Below are 21,688 nucleotides of genomic sequence, written 5' to 3'. Positions count from 1 at the left end.
TTATTCTTAAAACGCCTCTCTAAAGACCAAAATAAATAACCAATAATGAAAAAAATTCACCAAAACACCTCGTCACCAAAAAATACTGGCTACTTTTTTAGAAAGCAATTGCTGGTATCATTAGGAATTTTATTCTTTTTCGCAATTAAATCTTTCGGACAATCTTCAGAAGTTCCATTATACTCATCGACTACTGCCCTTACATCTCTAAGTTATATTAACAATGACTTATCCGGTATCACCTGGATTCCAGAAAGCAATTCTTTTTTTATGATTCAGAATAGCGGCGGAAGAATTTGGGAAGCTGATATCAATTTCAATTTATTGAGAACCATTTCTATGTCTGGATTTGGAGATTCTGAAGATATCGTGTATTTAGGTAATAATGAATTTGCGATCGTTAATGAAGCATCAAAATTTTATATTGGTACTATTAATTCTGCTAGTACTTCTATTAGTGCAAATAATTTTCAGGAAATTACTTTTGATAGTCCAGCAGGTAACGTTGGCCCAGAAGGTATTGCTTATGACGCTGTCAATGAGATATTTTATATTGTCAAAGAAAAAACTCCTAGAAAAATATATAAAATCAATCGCCCAACTACTACTAATAATATTACTGTAACTCCGGAAATTCCTTTTAATGCAGAAACCACATTTGGAGGTGGAATCATGGATGATCTATCTGCAGTCTATTTTGACAATCTTACAAACAGGTTATGGATATTAAGTCACCAAAGTCATAATATTGTGGATGTTGGAACAGATGGAACTATATATGGAGAACTGACGTTGGCTGACGGCAGTCAGCAAGAAGGACTTACTGTAGATGGCAACGGTTCGCTTTATGTTACCAGTGAAGCTAATAACTACAGAGTCTATGAAAAAGGAACTTCTTCTGAAACGGATTATCATGTAGGTCCTGGACAAAGTCTTGCAACGATCTCTGAGGTTCCTTGGGCAACTTTACAACCTGGAGATCGTGTTTATATTCACTGGAGAGATACTCCTTACAAAGAAAAATGGGTCATTAACAGACAAGGTACAGTAGATAAACGTATAGAAATTATAGGTGTTAATGGACCGCAAGGGCAGCAAGCTGTGATCGATGGCAATGATGCTGTAACCGTTGCTGGAGTTAACTATTGGAATGAAGAACGAGGAGTCATTAAAATCGGAGGGTCTAATGTACCTGCCGATGGTTTGCCAAATTATATCACTATAGAAAATCTCGAAATCAGATCCGGAAGATCACCCTATCAATTTACCAAAGGAAATAATCAAACAAGCACCTATTCTGATAATGCCGCTGGGATCTATGTAGAAAAAGCGGCAAATCTTATTATCAGGAATTGTACCGTACATGATTCTGGTAACGGATTATTCATTGGTGCCAATGATGGAAGCACGGAAAACATCTTAATCGAAAAAAACTATTTTTATGACAATGGTATTGATGGAAGCATTTTTCAACATAATACCTATACCGCAGCTATTGGAATTACATATCAATTTAATCGATTTGGACCTTTACGATCTGGAGCTAGAGGTAATAATCTAAAAGACAGATCAGCGGGATTAGTGGTTCGTAATAATTGGATCGAAGGAGGCAACAGACAATTGGATCTAGTAGATGCAGAGGATTCTCAGGTATTGGTAAATCATCCTAGTTATAATACTACTCATGTGTATGGCAATGTAGTCATAGAACCAGATGGGGCAGGAAATTCTCAAGTAGTTCATTATGGTGGAGATAGTGGTACACAAGCAGATTATCGAAAGGGTACGTTATATTTTTACAATAATACTGTGATTTCCACTAGAACAACAAATACTACCTTGATTTCGTTGTCTTCTAATGATGAAACTGCCAGTGTTTTTAATAATACTGTATACACCTCAGCAGCAGGTAGTAGTTTTGCTATGATTAGCAATAACGGAACCTTCAATATGCATCATAATTGGTTAAAAACCGGATGGAAAGACTGTCATTGTACACCAAATGGTGTTGTAAATAACACTGGTAATAACCTTGTGGGATCAGATCCGTTATTTGAGGATTTCAATAGTCAAAATTTCAAATTACAACAAAACTCGCCAGTAATAAATCAAGGAGATGTTATCCCTGCTTCTTTATTACCAGATCACAACATATCTCTAGAATATATAAAACATCAAAACTCAATAAACAGAGCTGTTTCAGGAAATCTGGATCTTGGCGCATATGAGTACGAATCGAGTTTATCAATAGTTGATGAAGAGTTTGATAACAATGTTTTTATTTCACCGAATCCCGCTTCAGGAACTTTTAGGATTGATCTTATGAATGGAGTTTTAAAAAGTGTGGTTGTATATAATGGAATAGGACAACAAATAAAAGCAACTATAAACAATGAGGTTGACATTTCTAATGTACCTAATGGTATCTATTTTGTAAAAATCACTTCACAACATGGTAAAACTTCTGTAAAAAGAGTGATAAAGAATTAAAAAAACAAATGTAACTGCCAGTATCTCTGATCGTTTAATAGATACCGATTTTGATGGTTTAACTATTGACACAGTGAAAACAAAAAGTCATTTGTTTCTAGTCTTTTTAGATCTGAAAGTATTTCTTTTTAGTAGGCACTCATTTCACTCTCTTATTTTTCATTTAGCAAAATAAGCACAGTAAATTATCTTTATCACACTGTCTTCAGTAAAATTGTCAAGAGCACATTTTGGCAATTTTCTTATTAGTGTGGTTATGAATAAATCCTAAAAGGAATAGAAGCGTATAAACTAGTTATGTTGGTTCTTATGAGAAATCATCCTACGCGAATTTTTAAGATATAGTAAGAGGTATTGGCAGTTCAATATTAAAGATCGTTCCTCTTCCTAATTGAGAATCAATATCCATAGTGCCTGATAAATTTTGTATGCGATTCTTCATATTTGATACACCGATACCATGTGTAGCTACAGATGTGTCATATCCTTTGCCGTTATCCTCATAAATAATGCAAATACTATCGCCTATAAGATCAATTTGAATTGCAACATTACTAGCATTGGCATGCTTCATTGTATTTGTAATAAGTTCTTGAAAAACAGAGAATAGCTCATTATGAAACAAAGGGTCTATTTCGTTAATTTTATGTCCCTGATAGGTAACAATATTAACATCCAGTTTACCAGCTTTTCCAATGTTTCCCATGTATTCCTTTAGTAAATATGTAAAATTACTATGCTTGAATTTTTCGGGAATAAGATCGTGAGAAAGTATTCTTACCTGTTTATACGTATCATCAAGTTGTTTATAGATTACATCTAAATTTTCTGAACCTTCTTTAACTGAACTAAACTGAAGCTTTATAGCCGCTAGATTTCCTCCTATTCTATCGTGAAGTTCCTGAGCAATTCGTTTTCTTTCTTTATTCTGAACGCTAATAGATGTCCTGATTAATTTCAATTCCTGATCTCTTATTAAAGCGTCTATTTTTTGCTCACCAATTTCTTTTTGATTTTTGTTGAGTAGATTTTGATTTTTTAGTTTTTGATAATAAAGAAAAAGTAAGCCTATTAAGGGTATTAAAATTAGAATAAAGGCATATGTAAGTATACTTTTTTGGGATTGTTGTCTTTCTATTTCTAAAACTTTAAATTCTTGGTTTTTTTTCAAAACCGTTATTTCTTTTTCTTTCTTTAATGTTTCATACTCCACTTCTAATTTAGCAATCTCTTTATCCTTTTGTAGTGTATTTATAGAATCTTGCAATTGATTCTTTTTCTCAGTATACCCAAGTGCTTCTTTGTATTCTTTTTCCTCTAAGGCAATATCTTTTAGATTTTGGTATACATATATTTGTTGCCGGAGATAGCCTGACTCTTTTGATATAGCCAATACATCAGTGTACATTTTTTTAGCCTTTTTAAATTCCTTTTTATTCTGATAGACCTCGCCAATATTGATCAAGTTATTAAGAACAATTAAGGGATAGTTGTATTCTCTTGCAATACGCAGTGATTTATTTAAATAAGGTAAGGCATCATCACCTTTTTTCATCTCCAGATACACTGCTCCGATATTCAATAAAGCGATAGCTATGCTTCTCTTATGATCAATAGAATAATAATAATCTAGTGCTTTTTTGTGATAAAAAAGTGCTTGCGCATAGTTTTCTATGTCCATATAACAAAGAGCAATACTTTCATACAGATCTGCATTTTCTTTTTCTTCAAGAATAGATTCTAATAGTTCTATAGCCGTATGGACATCGCCTAAACGCCTATATGAACTTGCCAAACTGATAGTAAGTTTATCCAGAGCCCAGTGATCTTCACTTTTTTGCGCCGTTTCGATACCTTTTAAAGCCCACTTTTTACAGTCGTTAAGTAAGTTTTTATCTCGGGAAGCATTGGAAAGAGTTAAGTAAAAATATGACAAGGATTTTAGAGACAAGGTATCTTGTTTATTTCCAATTAATTGAACCGCTTTTTTTGCATAAAACAAAGCCGAATCGGTTGCATACTTATAATAATGATACGATACCAAAACCTTATGAGCTAAAATCTTATTATTTTCACTTGTAGTTCTTTTTAGTACATCGTGACCTATTGTAAAAGCTTTTTCTCGATCCGGATGTTCTTCTTCGATATAATTCTGAGCTCGTTCTAATAGCTCCTGATCCTTATCAAGGATACTTAATGGAGTGTTTATTTCTTTTTGAGCACAGACAATACCTGTTGTCGTCAACAAAATGAATAGGATACTAAACTTTGGGAATTGAGGATTGTTTGGTAGGGGCATTTTTACAGAAACTTACAGTAATCGTAAAAATAAAAAAAAGAACGAGATTTTAGTACATGATATAATTAATATATAGTGAATTAAAATTTCAGGAATTAGTTCTTATGACAAGCATCCCATTTTTGTAATAATATGATCTCAATTTTATTGATTTGATTTTCTGTAAGGGCAGTTTTGAATTTTTTCACATTCGATACAACATAATCCAAATAGTGTTTTTTTGACCCGTCTTTTAATCTAAATTCAACAGCATCCCATTCTTGAAACTCTCTTAATACATTATCAAAAAACACAGTTCGATTTTCTTCTTTTTTAAGATATTCTTCGAGGCCTTCGGTCATTAAACTTCTAAATTGTTGTCTTCCTTCTTGACCGCAACAGCTTATATTTCTGGCAATAGCTAAACGACAGGTTTCTTCACACCAATTATATTTTTCAATAATCTCTTTTATATGCCACATTTGCTCAACTTCATGATCTAAATCATTAGTTCTTAAAAACTCAATATACTTAGGTATCCACTTTTTATCTTGATTGACCAGTGCTAAAATAGCATAAGTACCTACCGGGTGGGATACATAACTATCATTTTCAGGAATCCAAACCCTTGTACCCTCTTCACCATTATCTGTTACCTGACAATAGTCTAAAATAAGTAGAGAAAGTGAATCATACTCAGCCACTTTATTAAAGAATGACTCTTCTTCTAAACTATAGCTATTGTTATCTTTTTCATTAATTTTTATTTGGAATTTAATCTGTTCCAGTCTATTGTCATTATGATACATCACATCAGCCTGTTCATCCGGATATAACTTTTTTATTTCTCTTACAGAAGTAATTATAGTTTGGAGTGCGTTTTTCAAATCTACTTCTGTTAATTGACTATCAACGGGGTCTTTACCTACTATTTTTTCCTGTTTGATTACCTTTTCCTCATAATCATCAGCGTAACCATGAGCGTTTATTATTATTTTTATGGTGTTCATAGTTTGTTTTTTTTTTAGATCTTCCATGCTCTTTCTGACACTAATTTATACTGTGGTTTTTCTACCATGAATTAGGCTTCCTTGACTTTGACTTTGACTTATACCTTTAACCTAATACAGATATTTCCCTTTGAAATAATACGGTTATAATTAGTTTTTTTTATCTGCTTTAAGAGTAAGGTATTTTTCAAGGCGCTTCTTCGGAATGAATATTTTTTTATCGTTTCTATACCATAATGATTTATTCACGACTGCAAAATAGTGCTTTATCAAAAAACTTTCCTCACTGTTTTCAGGGTGGTCATTTTCACCAGAAAGGGTGTTCCGTACAGCTCAGATATATCACATCTTTGTACTGTAGGTTTTGAGAAACAATATATCAAAACGTATAGCATTAAACTAATTACTAACCCTATAAAACCATAAAGATATGATCTGGGGAATCTCATTAATTTTATTAAGCATTTTAGCAGTACCATCATTATTGCTTTCAAAAAAACCTAACGCAAAAGAACTTTTAGAAAAAATCGAGCCGTACCAAGGATGGATTGGATTAGTATTCTGTATAGTAGGAGTTTGGGGAGTCATCTCATCAATTTTAGGATTAAGTTGGTTATCCGCATTTCCGATTCGTTGGACAACCTATCTTTCTGGAAGTCTTATCGAAGCAATACTAGGTTTTATGCTTGGTTTTGGGCTTATCAATAAATTTTTCTTATCCAAAAATGAAGCAGCAAAAGAAAAAGCAAACGAACTAAGAGCAAAATTAGCTCCTAAACAAGGAAAACTTGGAATTATCGGTTTGATAGTTGGTGCAGCAATGATTGTATTATCATTTTTACCATACTAATTACTGATTATCAAACAAGTAATATTCTATTCAAAAGAGGTCATTCCTTTTTTACACAATACGTTAGTTAGTTGAAGAATGGAGAGAGAAAGAAACCTTTCTTTAAGATTGAATTCTCTCTCCTATTCCTAACTCAAGTAAAGTTTCAAACTAAAAGAATATCTAACATACATTGATTTGCCATGATTATATTCGGAACAAGTTCTTCTACCATCCATCCTGCAAAACTTGATGGAGGTTGCTGTCCCTTTTGCAAAACAAAAAATCAAATGTGGATTCAGGGATATAGAAAATACTTTCACGTATTCTGGATTCCGTTTTTTCCACTTTGGAAAAAAGTCTACTCAGTATGTAGTCACTGCAAAGGTGCTTTTGAGAAAAAAGAATTTAAAAACCAGGAATTGATCTCTAGTTTCGAACACTTCGAAAACAATAAAATCAAAATTCCTTGGTATCACTTTACCGGCATTATCCTCGTAGTATTATTGATTATGTTGATATCCATATTACCATTTTTAACTAAATAAACAATTTTAAATTACGCAAATTATCAAATTATGAGAACAAAAATTTTATTTCTATTAAGCATTATCGCACTTGGAACTTCAACAACATTACAAGCGCAAAAACTAAAAAAATTCGGAAGTTCTATCGAGAAAAAAATAGGACCAAAAACTATCAAAGTACCCTATACAGATGTAGTATCCTATCTTGGATATGCAGCTCCAGGTAACGAAGATGAAGTAAAGGATGGAAAAAAATTCTACTACATCTACGTATGGGTACCGCTTGCAGCTCCAGAATTGGGAGTGCGAATGATGTCTCCTGTGGGGAAAAACAAAATTAAAAAAGCTACGATGTCAAAGGCATACGAAGAGAATGCAAAATCTGCCGACTATTTTGATACGTATATCACACTAGAACGTTCAGATATTATTAGTACTGCTAATATCAGTCAAGACGCAGTGGATAGTGCCAACTGGACTATTCTAGAACGTAATGATGATAGTGGAGAGATGCCAAAACAACCAAGTGGTAGTACTTATAACTCTTTGTTAAGATATAAAAGTGACATCAATGATCCTTTAAAAGCATTGACTGTTGGGTTATACCGTATAGGTTTTACTACGTATAAAACAGGAGAAGTAAAAGGTACTTTCTTAGCGGAAGTTGCAGCTCCAATAAAAATACCAGGTGTAGTAATGGCAAAAACCATTAAAGATCTAAAAACAGGACTTAGCAAATAATATATTCCTAACAAACAAAAACTGGATGGTTATTCCTATGCTCAAAAAACATAGGGATAACTTTCTTTCACTTCTTCTTTCTAAAACAACCACAACTAAATCACTTACGTTATGCAAGATGACGCGGAAAAAAATCAAAAAGAAAAGAAAAGTATTCTTGATGATATATTAGGTAATGCTATTGCTTCTACCAAAAAACACGAAGAAACAAACGCAGGTCTTGAGACCAAAAAATGTAAAAGCTGTGGTGCTGCCAGACCTAGTGATACAGATCTTAAATACTGTGATTTCTGCGAAAACCAATTTTACTAAAACCTAATAAACCTATTAAGATGTCCTTTACAGCAACACAAAACAGATGGGATACTTTTCTTACCAAAATTGAAGATCGATTTCACGAAGTACTCAGTAAAACAGAAGCTGCACTACCATTACTGTTTGAAGCTACTGATTTTGAAACTACAACGTTCCATAATGCTTGGCAAGGAATATACACACAAGCCTCTGATCTCATTTCTAAAATAGATTCGACCTGGTTTGACAAAGTAGAAGAAACTTTTTTAGACACACATCTAGATGATGATTCTGTTCAATTCATCAAAGAACGAAATAAAGGGTTTCAACTACAACATGACCTAGATCAGGAATTAAAATCATATGAAGTTCGAGTTTTTTCGGAAGCAGCAAAAAAACTACTGGCTACCGTAAAAGAAACACTATCAAAAGACTTTTCCTGTACCCAATGCCAAGCAAAACTACCCGTTAAAAATAATTTTTTCAGGTCATATTATAGTACTTGCGATTATTGCCAAACCGTCAATACATTCGAGCCAGGAACAAAAGCGAGGAATATAGAACATTTTGCTATTAATGCATTAGGAGAAGAAGCCGCACTCGAACATTATTTAAAATATGAACAACTTAAATTTCAGAACTACCTAAAAGATCGGGATGTTTTCGGCAAAGACGAACTAGTAAACCAATATCGAAAATACATAGAAGCCTTTCTAAAGAAAAGGGTCGAAATCATTCCTGATTATCAGGATCGATATGAAAAAGATCTCACAGCAAAAATGTCATTGATAATCAATTATTCATAAATCAAAAAAAGAAAAACATGTCTAATTCATTTAGTAATCAATTACGCTCAGTTATTGAGTGGCAAAATCCAACGTCTGATACTCTTTTTGAGAAATGGACTCAAAATGGTGATGAAATTAAAAACGCATCAAAACTGATTGTTGGACCAGGACAAGGATGTCTTTTTGTATATGAAGGTAAAGTAGAAGGTTTTTTTGAAGAAGAAGGACTTTATGATCTTAAGACTGGTAATATTCCTTTCTGGACGACCATCAAAAACATCATGTATAAATTTGAATCTGCCCATAAAGTAGGAATCTATTTCTATCGAAAAGCAGAAATGCAAAACATTCGTTGGGGAACTCCTTCTCCAATAACCTATAAAGATCCTGTCTATAATTTTCCGGTGGGATTAGGCGCCTTTGGAAACTTTTCATTTAAGATTACTAAGGCTATTGACTTTTTCACTAATGTAATTGCCGGTGAAGATTATTACCCAGTAAAGGCAATACAAAAAGTGATTTTATCAAGAATCACTCAACCTATAAGTGATTTTCTTGCCAAAGCATCCTTTAGTTACGTTGACATTGACAAGCATCGCAATGAGATTGCTGAATTTTCTAAAACCTCATGCGAAAGCATCTTTAATGAATTAGGCTTCGAACTTCTTGATTTTAGAATAGAAGGAACCAGTTTTGACGAAGAAACGAAAACAAGAATTGGCAGGATTGCGGATATGAGCGCTGAAGCACAAGCGATGAAAGAACTTGGTGTAAGCTATCAAGATTATCAACAACTGGAAGCACTTAAAAACATGGCAAAAAACGAAGGTGGCGGAAACCTTGGTATGCAGATGGGCGCTGGTCTTGGCATGGGACAAATGATGGGAAATATGATGAACGGTCAAAATCAACAACAACCTCCACAACAACAGCAAAATACTCCTCCACCAGCACAACCAAACCTAGATGATCCCATGCAAAAACTCGAAAAATTAAAAAAAATGTTTGATGCTGGGTTTATTGATGAGCAAGAATACAAACAGAAAAAACAAGATATATTATCTCAATTTTAATAAAAAACTAATCACAAAAATATAATATTATGAGTAGCGTAAATGAATTATATCAAAACGTTTCAGGAAAACAAAAAGATGAATACAGAGAATATCTAACAGTTATAGATCGTATGGATTGGCACAGTTATGATTATACTACCTGGCCTTGTGCAGATTTATCTTTTCGTGATATCGAAGAAGATGAAGCATGTGATCTATGGCCTTTCAAACCTAATCTAAACGAACCACATTGGGTAGATCTTAATAGTCAATTTAGATCAGGAATCAGAAGGTATGGATACGCAAACAGATTCGAAATGCCTGAACAAGTACAAGAGCTTTCTCATAGTGTTGCTAAAGAAAATTTTTCCGTTATTCAGGCGCTTCAGCATAGTAATCCAGATGAATTTAATACTCAAATTAAACACTATGGATTTTCTCATGAAAAACATTTTTCATGGGGAGTTTCACTATTAGATTCTGCAGAAGAACAAGCACTAGATACTGCTGATGATTTTCTGAAGGAACAAAAAGCAAAACTTGATGCACAAATGGACGCTCATATAGAAGCTGCTTCAGAAGGTGGATTACTAGATCCAATAAACGGAATCGATATGGAAACCTGGGCTGCTGCAAATGCAAAAATCGCAGGTGGGATGGATCTAGAGGATGTTCTGAAAGTAGTCGGAACAGAAAAACCTATTTGGGATGAAGTTTCTGCAGAGTGGACTGCTAGAATGTCTCAGGATACTACGTTCGCAATATCAAAAGTATACGGTGATGCATTTATGAATTCTGATATTGGAAAGTTCGCATCAACAGGAACTAATGAAACATCAGCAACAAGTGCTTCAACTGGCGGAAGTGCTCTAGAAAAAGTTACTGAAGATTTCGAGCTATATATAAAAATCATGTGTCACCAAAATATGGGCGCAGCACAAGGAAAAGATGCCGTTTCTATACTTAATGAATACGGACTTAACGTTACTGACTGGAGTTCTATTGGAGCGCAATGGTCCACAAAAATGGCAACTGATACACGTATGGCATTAAAAATGGGAGAACTAATGGAAAAATACAATGCTGAATTTGCTACAGCTGGAGCTGGAGACGATATAGATTTCTAGGGTTATTGATTTCTAGATGACAATGACCTGATGGTTATCAATAAATTCCATGACATTAGATATAGTTAACACTTGATGAAATCGGGTCATTTGTTTTATGAAATAATAGTATATTTCTAATCCATATGATCAACGCTAGAAAAAAAAGACGATCAATACAACAAATTCAAAAAAATGAAATCAGTCCTTTTACTAATCATATTATGTATGCAAATGACATATTCTCAAAACACGAAACCAAATCAAGAAGTAAAAAGATTAATTGAATTAGGAAGAGATCATATTATTGATTTAGCGTTAAAAAAAATAAAAGAGCAAGAAACATCAGACGTCAAAAAAGATGATTTCCATTTTATTACTGTAAAAGCAAGTGATCAAAAAATACTAGTCGAATTAGGATATAACATACTATATCTTCCAAAAAACAGTAGTTATTATTCGGGAATCCTCGTAGAGTTTCCTTCAAAAAGTGTTTCCAAAAGTAGCGTAAGTAATGATGGAGAAAACACTACTTTTTATCAACCAACATCAGAACACTTAAAAGTCATTAATTTCTTAATGAACCCTAACGGAACTAATACTGATATTTTCCATAAAGGAATACGGTATTCGCCAACCATTATTTATGAAAAAGAAAAAAATTATCTGGTAGATTTTTCAGCTCGAGATCCATACTTAGGTGGAGGCTTCTCTAAAGAAGAAATAGACAAAGAAACCGGAGAAGTGCTTTCTACCTTAAGCGGGCATTATGCACCCGTACCAGAAATACCAGGTCTTACTAAAGAGGAAGAAGCATTTATTGAAATCATCGATTAAATCTAAATACGATGTATGTACACTTTGGCAAAACAATAACCACAAAGCCATGAAAATAAAAAAAACTATAAATACCAGAATTCATTTCCTATTCCTACCTTTTCTATTACTTAGTTTTATTAGTTCTAGACCAGACACTAAAAATTGTCAAAAAGAAACACCACAAATGCATTCTCAAGCAAAGGAAGAATTCCTATATGTAGAAGGTTATGGAGATGGAAATACTGCAGAAATACGTTTGAACGATATTCCGATCGGAAAACTTACTTCTGGAGGGAAATTCGAAATGATTCATAAACATGCGAGTCTTCATGTGCTATCTGGCATTAATACCGTATCAGTTTACCCAGATTCTAAAGAGGGTAAAATATGGGTGCGATTCGTAAAATATGCTGAAAGAGATTGGGCAGACGGAAAAGGCGGCGAAACTTTATTGTTGATTGAAACTAACAATAATAATGAACCTGTGCATAAACAAATAGAATTAAAAAATAATACACCACATTGGTCTTGGCTAGATGCCGATATAATATCTGATCCAGAAAGTCATAAAGAAGCTATTGCATTTGCTAAATCATTTTATAAGAGTTTAGAGAAAGTAGAAAATATAGATGAAATTGTTACTGCATTTGATCCAATTTATAAAGATTTATCTGCAATTGACCCGGAAATAAAGGTTGCGATTAGGACGAAAGAGTTAAGAGAAGGCCTTTTAAAAAGTTCTAAAAAAGAAATCTGGCAATTTGATGATATAGACACCTTATCATTTACCGCTACTTCAGTAGGTAATGGAAGATTATGCGATCTACGTCGTGCAGACGGTTCTCCGTTAATACGTACTTCGCAAAATAGCAAATGGGAACGTATTACCTATAGAAATATAATAGGTCGTAAAAATGGAGTTTGGCAGTTTTATCGCTAATCATACTTCAATCTAAATTAATACAACTTAGAAAATAAAAACCATGAAAAAATTAAAAAAGCTTTCTAAATCATTTAGGGCGCATATAGGACCGCATCAAATTGAAACTTCCAAAAATGAAAGCTGGCAGGGTATTTCAGGTATACAACCCATTTTCTTTTTTGATTTTTTTGCAATTGGCAAACCACTACGATATAAGATCACTTCGTATATTTCTGAACTATGCGAAATCAATATATCTTCTGCAGATATTGTTTGGGTAGATGGACAAGACGAGTTTTTAAAAGATGATTTACTATCGTTTTGGTTTTGGGATCAAAATGATTTAATTCCATTTGCTTTTGTAGGTAAAGAATCCCACAAAGGTCCTTTTCATTCAATTGAGGGGGTATTATTTCTCAATACAACCACCGGTAAAGAGCCTTCAACGATGGAAGTACTTCTTCTGAGTGTAAAAAGAGATCATAAGTTAACTCGTATTGCAAATAAACTGGATGACTTATCAATTATAAAAAGAAACCCAGATCGTGACCAATCTGAGCAAATTAAACAAGAAGGAAACGGTTTATTTGGTCAGGGAAACTTTGATGATGCCGCTGACAAATTCTATGAAGCCATGCTGGTCGACCCTACAAATCCTAACCCTTACAACAATATGGGGATGATTACTCAAGTAGCTAGAACAATGCCTGAAAGAGGTGAGTTTTTTGGACAACTCTCCTATCTTGTGGATTCACAATACACAAACGGAATGAGAGGCTATAGTGGACATCTTGCAAGTCAAGGGAATTTCAAAAAGTCTATCAAACTAATGAATAGATGTATTCAGATTGAACCATCCGCACAAAACTATGGTATTCTGGCTAGGCTTGCTTTTGATTCTGATAATCATGAAAAAGCACAATTAGCTTGTCAAAAATGCTTGCAATTAGATCCTAATCATCCTGATGCACTCGATATTATGGCAAAACTTCCTTTATAACAATTCATTAAAAAAAACAGAAATCAAAATATGACAACTATGTGGAAACATCTAATCGGTGGACAAGAAAATAAAGAAGTAATTCGTGAGCATCTAAGCTTTATGATTAAAAATGAAGAAGATCGCACAATTCTGGATAACATCATAACGCAATTTTTAAAAGCTGAAGTCCAGAACAACCAACTGTTACTTACTTTTCAGCATGCTGAATATGATGATGAAGAAGTAATATTAGAATGTCAAGCACCACTTATTGCAAAAAAAGGCCCTACATCTTGGTTGGATCTAGCGAAAGTACATAACGGAATCTCATGGGAATCTCTTGGTGGAGGGTATCTCGGATTTAACGGAATTCAGAAAAATGGATTTGCTGTAGAACAAAGTTGGGAGTACGAAGCATTAGAAGAAGCCGAAGAAGAAAATGCAGAGTTTATAAATTCTCTAAAAGAAGCAGGATTTACCGTTGCAGATACAGAAGGAATACTAGATTATGGTCAGAACTGGGTGATTGCGCATCCTGGACAAATGAATAAACTTGGAGAGCCAACACTGTATTTCGTGTCACATGGGGATTGCGAAGCAGTCTTAATTAAAGAAGCTTTAGACCTAGAAATGAAACAAATAGTATTAAGAGTCATAGCAGAATATATATTGGATGCAGATTATTTTTCTGAAACGTATAATTAAGAATACTCAGTATGCTTAAAATAATTTTGCTCATTTATATACTACTCTTTAGCTGTTTCTCCCATACACAGAACCAACCAATGGATACCAAACCAGCAAAAATCAAATACGGATCTATTCTTAAAATTAAACGCGGAACAACAATCGTTTTTGAAGACGGGTTGTCTATATCGCCAATGTCCTTTTCACACAAGAATTCTTTAGACGGAATAACAAAAGCATCTGTTTACATTCTTCTATCTGTTGAGAATGAAAAAGCAGAGAAATCCTTATCCATATATAGTAATGATGACACAAAATCAGAAGAAGAACTTAATTCATTTAAATATTCTAAAATTGTAAAAGGAGAGGATGGTTTCGAATATAAAGTTACCACCAGAAATCATGGTAGATTCATATTTTGGAAAAAATATGAAATCCAACTTAAAGAATTTAAATATGATGAATACATTAAAATTTTAGTCAATAAAAAGTCTCTATAACTAGAAGAAATAAGACTGATACTTATGCACGTCTGTTACTTTTATGTTCTAACGGCATTAACTCCTTCATCTTTTCTACTATATTATACGCAGCTGAGTAAACAGCTATATTTTGCATCGTTAAATCAGAGATTTGATGAGACGTTTTTCGATCTGTATTCGGGAACTCGGTACATACCTTTGGTTTCACATCATAAATCAAACAATAATTATCTGCAGCCAAAAAAGCACAAGGTACTTGCTTCAAGACTAAATCACCGTCTCCATCTTTTTTCAGATATTGATCTTCAAACTGAATAGATTTCATTTTTAAATGCTTCGAAATTCGAACTAAAACTATAATGACCAACAAGGATATTTTCGAATAAACTATTAAAAAATTTTATAGTAAAAAAACGTTAAAAAAATGTGATTTACAATTAAAAAACCTCCATATTTGATACTCTTTTTTAACAAAAAAATAAGTGTGTTTAATTTAATCAATAACTTCAATAACCATAAACATGAAAATAAAAATTTTACTTTTACTAAGTATATTTACTTTAGGTACTTCTGTTGACTCTCAAGCACAGAAACTAAAAAAATTCGGTAGCTCAATAGAAAAAAAGATTGGTCCAAAAACCATAAAAGTACCATACACAGAGGTTGTATCTTATCTTGGATATGCTTCTCCTGGAAATGAAGACGAAGTAAAAGATGGAAAAAAGTTTTACTACATTTATATGTGGGTACCTGCTGTGGCAACAGAACTTGGTGTAAGAATGAAATCACCAGTAGGAAAAACCAAAGTAAAAAATGCGACTAAGTCTAAAGCTTATGAAGAAAACGCAAGTTCTGATGAGTATTTTGACACCTATATTACTCTGGAGCGTTCAGATATTATTAGCAAAGATAAAATTAGTGAAGATGCTGTAAAGAATGCTAACTGGACTACACTGGATCGTAATGATGATAGTAGTGAAATGCCTAAACAACCTAGCGGAAGTAGTTACAATTCTTTATTAAGATATAAAAGTGAAGTTGGTGATCCACTTAAGGCATTAACTGTTGGCTTATATCGTATTGGATTTACGACCTATAAAAAAGGTGAAGTAAAAGGTACTTTTCTTGCAGAAGTTGCAGCTCCAATCAAACTACCAGGCGTAGCGATGGCAAAAACTATCGAAGAGTTAAAAAAAGGATTATAAAATAAATACCTAAAACACACTTATAATTATCCCTGCATTTTAATAATAAAAGTGTAGGGATAATTGTTTTATAGTATAACTATAAATAATTAATAAAGAGCAAACTAGACTATGCACGTCTGTTACTTTTATGTTCTAACGGCATTAACTCCTTCATCTTTTCTACTATATTATACGCAGCTGGACAAACAGCCAAATTTTGCATGGTTAAATCAGAAATTTGATGAAACTTTTTTCGATCTGTATGCGGGAACTCTTTACACGCCTTTGGTCTCACATCATAAATCAAACAATAATTATCTGCAGCCAAAAAAGCACAAGGTACTTCCTTCAAGACTAAATCACCGTCTCCATCTTTTTTCAGATATTGATCTTCAAACTGAATGGATTTCATTTTTAAATGCTTCGAAATTCGATCTACATCAATATCCGTAAACAAGGGCCCTGTAGTTTTACAACAATTCGCACACTCCAAACAATCTGTTTTCTGAAACTCCTTTGTATGTATATCTTGCATAAACCTATCTAAATTCTTTGGCGGCTTCTTTTTAAGCTTTGCAAAATACTTTTTATTCTCGTTCTGTGTATCTTTGGCCAGTTTCGGTAATTGATCTATGAATTCTTGCATATCGCAAAGTTAACTCATAATAGAGTTTTAAAAAATTTCTATTCCCGATTAAAAAACAAATGTGATGAGTAAAGATGTTTTCGGAGAAGCAATTAAAGACTTTTATAATAAAAAGTATAGCGAAGATATTATAGTACAAGCTCCGGATTTTGATGATGACACCATCCCAGTCCCCTATTTATTTAGAAACTATACGGAAATGCCTGTAATAGAGCAAAAAGCATTAGCACTAGCTTTTGGGGATGTATTAGATGTAGGTTCTGGTGCAGGAAGTCATAGTTTATTTCTTCAAGAAGACAGAAAACTGAACGTCCATGCCATCGATATTTCTGAAGGAGCAATAGAAATTTGTAAAAAAAGAGGCATTACCAACGCAACTATTCAGGATATTTTTAATCTTAAAGAAGTACAGTATGATACACTACTGTTTTTAATGAATGGAAGCGGAATCATAGGAAAGCTTACCAATATCGATAGATTTTTTTCACACGTCAAAAATTTATTGAAACCCAATGGTCAGATCCTAATTGATTCTTCTGATATTTCATACTTATTTACTGAGGATGATGGGAGTTTTTGGGTAGATGCTTCAGCAGGATATTATGGAGAAATGCAGTACCAGTTAACCTATAAAAAATTAGTGTCCGATTGGTTTGATTGGTTGTATGTAGATTATAATACATTACAAAATGCTGCCAATGCTAATGGATTTCTTTGTGAGCTTGTATTCCAAGGAGAGAATAATGATTATTTGGCTAAACTAATGCCACAATAAAATAGTAACATATTAGTTCTTGAATATACCCTTATGGTATAATCTTTGATGAATAAAAAAGGTTCCTTTTTTTCAACAAAAATCAGGAATTAACTAACTATTCAAAAAATAAAAGTATGCAATTTACAAAGCTGTTGACCATTTTGTTATTTACGTCACTCGTTTTAGTTGGGTGTTCTGATGATGACGAAAACGCTTTTATTGCTGATGGCCAATCTCCTAACACACAACCTTTAGGAGCTTCTGCTAATGACTTGTTAAGCGATACTAATTATAGAGGATTAACGGTGGAAATTGTATCAGTTCAGGGATTTGCACCTACTACAGCAGCGGTAAATTCTTTTAAAAGCTTTTTAGAAAAACGTCTTTTTAAACCAGATGGTATTACGATCAATCAACGTACAGTTTCTTCTTCGGGATTAGCACCATTTAATGTTGAAAAGATAAAACAAATCGAAACTACTGCAAGAACAGCATTTAACGAGGGAGACGAGATAACAGTATATATTTATTTTGCAGATGGTTCTAATAATGAAGATACCACAACCAGAGTGACGCTAGGCACAGCGTATTTAAATACTTCTATGGTCATTTATGAAGAAACGCTTCGTGCTATCAGCAGCAATCCCAATGCTCCTATGTTGTCTACGATAGAAGCTGCTGCATTGAATCACGAATTTGCACATTTATTAGGTTTGGTAAACATTGGTACCTCATTGCAATCCCAACATGAGAATACCGCATCCAGAGGTCATTGCAATGTACAAAGTTGTTTAATGGAATCCGCTATAGAATTCGAAATGGGTATGATGGATATGTTAGGAAACGGAGTTCCGGAACTAGACGCACTCTGTATTGCCGATCTACAAGCGAATGGAGGACGTTAGTATTTAGATGGCAGTATTAAGTACAAAGTATGTAGTAATCAAATCAGATTAAATCGGTAGCACAAAAACCATACAACCCACTGCTCATATCTCATAGCGAAGAGCTCTAACATACTCACCAACTCAAATACTCAAATACTCAAAAACTAATACACCTTCTCTCCACCAACATAGGTTGCATTTACTTTGATGTTCGGGATTTTATCCTCCTTAACTTCCATGATATTTTCCTCCAAAATCACAAAATCAGCAAATTTACCAGCCGTAATGCTTCCTTTTTCTGTTTCTTCAAAGTTACTATAGGCAGCCCAGATTGTCATTCCTTTTAAGGTTTCTTCTCTGGTTAAAGCATCCTTCTTTTGGAAACCACCTGCGGGATATTGTTTTAGATCCTTACGTGCTACTGCTGCATAAAATGTATAAAACGGACTTACATTTTCTACTGGATAATCAGTTCCTAACGCGATTCTTCCCGTTTTTTCTAATAATTGCTTGTAGGCATACGCTCCTTTGATTCTTTCTTCTCCTAATCGCTCATCAGCCCAATACATATCGCTCGTAGCATGCGTGGGCTGTACACTCATCACCAGATTGTCATTAAGGATATCAAACTCTTCTGGAGATACTACCTGTGCATGCTCTACACGCCATCTTCTGTCTGATTTATTTTGTAACACCTCATAATACGTTTTCATCACTACCGCATTGGCAGAATCACCAATCGCGTGTGTATTCATCTGAAAAGGAGAACCTGCTAACCTTTTTGCTAATTCCTTAAATTCATCCACACCAATTACCATTGCTCCGTGATGATCATCTTTATCTGAGTATGTTTTTTTAAGCACTGCTCCTCTGGATCCCAAAGCTCCATCTGCATACACCTTAAAAGAAGAAACATTTAATTTATCTGTTTTATGAACTCCTTTTTTTAGATAATGATCCACATATGAAGGTACATTACTTACCATCGCATACATACGTATTTTTAACTGATTTGCTTTTTGTAAACTATCAATTAGCACAATAACCTCTGGACTTAATCCAGCATCATCAACCGTTGTTAATCCATAACTAAAGTTAATTTTCTCAGCATCTTTTAGTGCCGTTATTTGTTCTAACACTGTAGGTCTTGGAAAAATGGATTCCAAAAGATCCATAGCGTTATCTATCAATACACCTGTTATTTCTCCATTACTTTTGATGATTTCACCACCAGTTACCTGTGTATCTTTTGTTATTTTGGCTAAATCTAACGCTACTGTATTGGCTAACATAGCATGACCATCTACTCTAGTCACTGCCACTGGAGTTTCTGGAAAAAGGCTATCTAACTTTTCTTTGGTTGGAAATTCTTTGATTTCCCAATCATTTTGATCCCAACCGCGACCTGTGACAAAAGAGACTTTCTTCTTTTTATGAAAATCTACGATACGCGCCAATACCTCATCATAGCTATTGGTACCTGTTAGATCTACTTTTTGTTGCTGTAATCCTAATCCATAAAAATGACAATGCGCGTCGATTAAACCAGGTACAATCGTTTTGCCTTGTCCATCCACAGAATCTGTAAACGAATATGCTTTACTTAATTCTTCTAAACTACCTACTGAGATAAACTTATCATCTTTGATAGCAAAAGCCTCTGCTTTTGGCTGACTATCATCTACAGTATATATAGTAGCATTAAAAACCAGCAAATCTGCTGCTTCTTTAGGTTGCTGACAAGAGATAAAAAAGAATGTACTAAGGGATAATAGAAGTACTTTTTTCATGATATGTTGAGTTTGAAATGTGTTATGAGATAAAAATAAAGATAAAAATGATGATATCAGGTTTTTATCAAATTCTTAACTTTTGTAGGAAGTGCATAGGGTCATTCTAATGTTTCTGTTCTGAAGGGTAGTAGTGATTTGATTCGTGATGCTTTATAACCATTGTCACGTTTTTTATTTTTCAATTATAAATTTATGATACGTTTAAAGATAATTCCTTCCGACCTATACACTATCATCAGGACATTTTCTCCTTGTCGAGTATATATCTCTGGATCACTTGTTGTTTGCCATTCTACTTTTCTATCCTCAATTATTTTTTTCATCCATTCATCATCATGGTACTTAGTTTTGGTCTTTATCATTCCATTTGTCCATGCACCGATTTCAGATGGATTTATCTTAACAACAAATTTGTAATCCCATGAAGATGCTCCTGGAAGCATGGTTCTACTATTCGAAAACCCATTGACATTAAACAATTCGAATGCTGCATTCTCAAAGTCGCTAAAAGATTTGATTTCATTTTTTAGAATTTCTACTCGTTCCTCTTTGGAATCATAATCATCACTGTCGAGTATATTTGATTGTGAAGGAGAAGAATCAAAACAACTACTAAACCCTATAGTTATTAGTAAAAATATGGGTGTTAATTTCTTCATTTTAATTAATAGATAACGAATTACGTATGATTACTTATGAGAAAATATGATGACTCCCACTATAGTTAAAGGTAATTAGTGCAATGGAAATTCCTATATAAAATTACAACCATACATCTATCATTAACCTTTCAAAATATCTTTCCGAAGGGATCGTATTTGGATTTCATCATCAGCAAGCTCTTGGAATTGAGTTTTGTTCATGATTACTAAATTTATATCCGTTAGCCCATTGGGACCATAGTTGTTTTCTGTTATAAACTTTCCATTATCTAACTCAAGTATTGCGCTGGAATCCATTACGTGTTCGTTATCCGAAAATCTAAAATGTATATCTTTTATCTGTTTATTCCTGAACATTAGCCTTGATGTCAGTCCATATCTTTGGGCTTTATCAAAGGTGACACTTTTATTGTTTGAATAATCTTCAATTAAATTAAGTTTATCGTCCGGATGCTTAGGTAATAGGACAATCTTACCGTTTGACAATCTAATCTGAGATTGAAATTCTTGCATTCCATGTTCATTTTTGAATGTATAGTTAAATCGAATTTTGGATATTTTTTCATCAATTAAGTCAGATAATTTCATGGCTGAGCGTACTATTAGTTAATGATTTGTGTGTGAATATAGTAGTAGGTTTAAATATAATAAATTTTCAGATGAACACATAACGGAATTTTGGGTGTTCGCTTTTTAACGTATCTCTCTAAAACACCAAATAGGATAATTCACTATCGAGTACTATC

At 33.5% G+C, this 21,688-nt stretch carries 23 protein-coding genes; 16 read left to right on the top strand and 7 right to left on the bottom strand.

Annotated elements, in window-relative coordinates; translation table 11 throughout:
- Window positions 1–45 precede the first annotated feature (45 nt).
- A complete protein-coding gene (locus Q0975_RS24955) occupies window positions 46–2,490 on the top strand; it encodes an SdiA-regulated domain-containing protein (RefSeq protein WP_299442471.1) in 2,445 nt (814 codons plus the stop codon).
- A gap of 334 nt (window positions 2,491–2,824) precedes the next feature.
- On the opposite strand, the gene Q0975_RS24950 is transcribed toward Q0975_RS24955, so the two are convergent.
- On the bottom strand, window positions 2,825–4,789 hold the full coding sequence (locus Q0975_RS24950; protein WP_299442468.1) for a tetratricopeptide repeat-containing sensor histidine kinase: 1,965 nt from the start codon (window positions 4,787–4,789) through the stop codon (window positions 2,825–2,827).
- Window positions 4,790–4,884: 95 nt separating this feature from the next.
- Complete coding sequence (locus Q0975_RS24945; RefSeq protein WP_299442465.1) at window positions 4,885–5,778, bottom strand: hypothetical protein; 894 nt, start codon at window positions 5,776–5,778, stop codon at window positions 4,885–4,887.
- 430 nt (window positions 5,779–6,208) lie between these two features.
- Between Q0975_RS24945 and Q0975_RS24940 the strand changes: the two genes are divergently transcribed.
- The 12 genes from Q0975_RS24940 to Q0975_RS24885 all read left to right on the top strand — a co-directional run bounded on the left by Q0975_RS24940 (window position 6,209) and on the right by Q0975_RS24885 (window position 15,028).
- Window positions 6,209–6,628, top strand: a complete 420-nt coding sequence (locus tag Q0975_RS24940) for a hypothetical protein (RefSeq protein WP_299442462.1) — start codon at window positions 6,209–6,211, stop codon at window positions 6,626–6,628.
- Between the two features lie 182 nt (window positions 6,629–6,810).
- On the top strand, window positions 6,811–7,155 hold the full coding sequence (locus Q0975_RS24935) for a zinc-ribbon domain-containing protein (RefSeq protein WP_299442460.1): 345 nt from the start codon (window positions 6,811–6,813) through the stop codon (window positions 7,153–7,155).
- Between the two features lie 30 nt (window positions 7,156–7,185).
- The gene (locus tag Q0975_RS24930) at window positions 7,186–7,875 is read left to right on the top strand and encodes a Lipl32 family lipoprotein (RefSeq protein ID WP_299442457.1); all 690 of its coding nucleotides are present in this window, start codon (window positions 7,186–7,188) and stop codon (window positions 7,873–7,875) included.
- A 111-nt stretch (window positions 7,876–7,986) separates the two neighbouring features.
- Window positions 7,987–8,187 (top strand): hypothetical protein, encoded by a 201-nt coding sequence (locus Q0975_RS24925; RefSeq protein ID WP_299442454.1) that lies wholly within the window; start codon window positions 7,987–7,989, stop codon window positions 8,185–8,187.
- Window positions 8,188–8,207: 20 nt separating this feature from the next.
- On the top strand, window positions 8,208–8,975 hold the full coding sequence (locus Q0975_RS24920; RefSeq protein ID WP_299442451.1) for a hypothetical protein: 768 nt from the start codon (window positions 8,208–8,210) through the stop codon (window positions 8,973–8,975).
- A gap of 17 nt (window positions 8,976–8,992) precedes the next feature.
- Window positions 8,993–10,030 carry an SPFH domain-containing protein gene (locus Q0975_RS24915; RefSeq protein ID WP_299442449.1) on the top strand — a complete coding sequence of 346 codons (1,038 nt, stop codon included), beginning with the start codon at window positions 8,993–8,995 and terminating at the stop codon, window positions 10,028–10,030.
- 29 nt (window positions 10,031–10,059) lie between these two features.
- A complete protein-coding gene (locus tag Q0975_RS24910) occupies window positions 10,060–11,139 on the top strand; it encodes a DUF6620 family protein (protein ID WP_299442446.1) in 1,080 nt (359 codons plus the stop codon).
- A gap of 174 nt (window positions 11,140–11,313) precedes the next feature.
- Entirely contained in the window at window positions 11,314–11,955 is a 642-nt protein-coding gene (locus Q0975_RS24905) for a hypothetical protein (RefSeq protein WP_299442443.1), read from the top strand.
- A gap of 49 nt (window positions 11,956–12,004) precedes the next feature.
- Window positions 12,005–12,877: a hypothetical protein gene (locus Q0975_RS24900; RefSeq protein WP_299442440.1), complete on the top strand. Its 873-nt coding sequence runs from the start codon at window positions 12,005–12,007 to the stop codon at window positions 12,875–12,877.
- Window positions 12,878–12,920: 43 nt separating this feature from the next.
- A complete protein-coding gene (locus tag Q0975_RS24895) occupies window positions 12,921–13,859 on the top strand; it encodes a hypothetical protein (RefSeq protein WP_299442437.1) in 939 nt (312 codons plus the stop codon).
- Window positions 13,860–13,898: 39 nt separating this feature from the next.
- Complete coding sequence (locus tag Q0975_RS24890) at window positions 13,899–14,546, top strand: hypothetical protein (protein ID WP_299442434.1); 648 nt, start codon at window positions 13,899–13,901, stop codon at window positions 14,544–14,546.
- 80 nt (window positions 14,547–14,626) lie between these two features.
- Window positions 14,627–15,028, top strand: a complete 402-nt coding sequence (locus Q0975_RS24885) for a hypothetical protein (RefSeq protein WP_299442431.1) — start codon at window positions 14,627–14,629, stop codon at window positions 15,026–15,028.
- A 22-nt stretch (window positions 15,029–15,050) separates the two neighbouring features.
- Here the strand turns inward: Q0975_RS24885 and Q0975_RS24880 are convergent, their stop codons facing one another.
- On the bottom strand, window positions 15,051–15,377 hold the full coding sequence (locus tag Q0975_RS24880) for a YkgJ family cysteine cluster protein (protein ID WP_299442428.1): 327 nt from the start codon (window positions 15,375–15,377) through the stop codon (window positions 15,051–15,053).
- Window positions 15,378–15,531: 154 nt separating this feature from the next.
- Between Q0975_RS24880 and Q0975_RS24875 the strand changes: the two genes are divergently transcribed.
- Window positions 15,532–16,215 carry a Lipl32 family lipoprotein gene (locus Q0975_RS24875; protein ID WP_299442425.1) on the top strand — a complete coding sequence of 228 codons (684 nt, stop codon included), beginning with the start codon at window positions 15,532–15,534 and terminating at the stop codon, window positions 16,213–16,215.
- Window positions 16,216–16,324: 109 nt separating this feature from the next.
- On the opposite strand, the gene Q0975_RS24870 is transcribed toward Q0975_RS24875, so the two are convergent.
- Complete coding sequence (locus Q0975_RS24870) at window positions 16,325–16,843, bottom strand: YkgJ family cysteine cluster protein (RefSeq protein ID WP_299442423.1); 519 nt, start codon at window positions 16,841–16,843, stop codon at window positions 16,325–16,327.
- Window positions 16,844–16,907: 64 nt separating this feature from the next.
- On the opposite strand from Q0975_RS24870, the gene Q0975_RS24865 reads away from it, so the two are divergent.
- Together Q0975_RS24865 and Q0975_RS24860 are read left to right on the top strand one after the other, a co-directional pair.
- Window positions 16,908–17,618, top strand: coding sequence for a class I SAM-dependent methyltransferase (locus Q0975_RS24865; RefSeq protein ID WP_299442420.1), 711 nt, complete (start codon window positions 16,908–16,910; stop codon window positions 17,616–17,618).
- A gap of 116 nt (window positions 17,619–17,734) precedes the next feature.
- The gene (locus Q0975_RS24860) at window positions 17,735–18,505 is read left to right on the top strand and encodes a hypothetical protein (protein ID WP_299442418.1); all 771 of its coding nucleotides are present in this window, start codon (window positions 17,735–17,737) and stop codon (window positions 18,503–18,505) included.
- Window positions 18,506–18,651: 146 nt separating this feature from the next.
- On the opposite strand, the gene Q0975_RS24855 is transcribed toward Q0975_RS24860, so the two are convergent.
- The 3 genes from Q0975_RS24855 to Q0975_RS24845 form a co-directional block, all read right to left on the bottom strand.
- A complete protein-coding gene (locus tag Q0975_RS24855; RefSeq protein WP_299442415.1) occupies window positions 18,652–20,277 on the bottom strand; it encodes an amidohydrolase in 1,626 nt (541 codons plus the stop codon).
- A 185-nt stretch (window positions 20,278–20,462) separates the two neighbouring features.
- The gene (locus tag Q0975_RS24850) at window positions 20,463–20,939 is read right to left on the bottom strand and encodes a hypothetical protein (RefSeq protein ID WP_299442412.1); all 477 of its coding nucleotides are present in this window, start codon (window positions 20,937–20,939) and stop codon (window positions 20,463–20,465) included.
- Between the two features lie 123 nt (window positions 20,940–21,062).
- A complete protein-coding gene (locus Q0975_RS24845) occupies window positions 21,063–21,530 on the bottom strand; it encodes a hypothetical protein (protein WP_299442409.1) in 468 nt (155 codons plus the stop codon).
- Window positions 21,531–21,688 lie beyond the last annotated feature (158 nt).

The sequence above is a fragment of the uncultured Aquimarina sp. genome, assembly GCF_947500065.1.
GTDB lineage: Bacteria > Bacteroidota > Bacteroidia > Flavobacteriales > Flavobacteriaceae > Aquimarina.
Note: the sequence above shows the minus strand (reverse complement) of the source record. Positions and strands in the feature narration are given on the sequence as shown.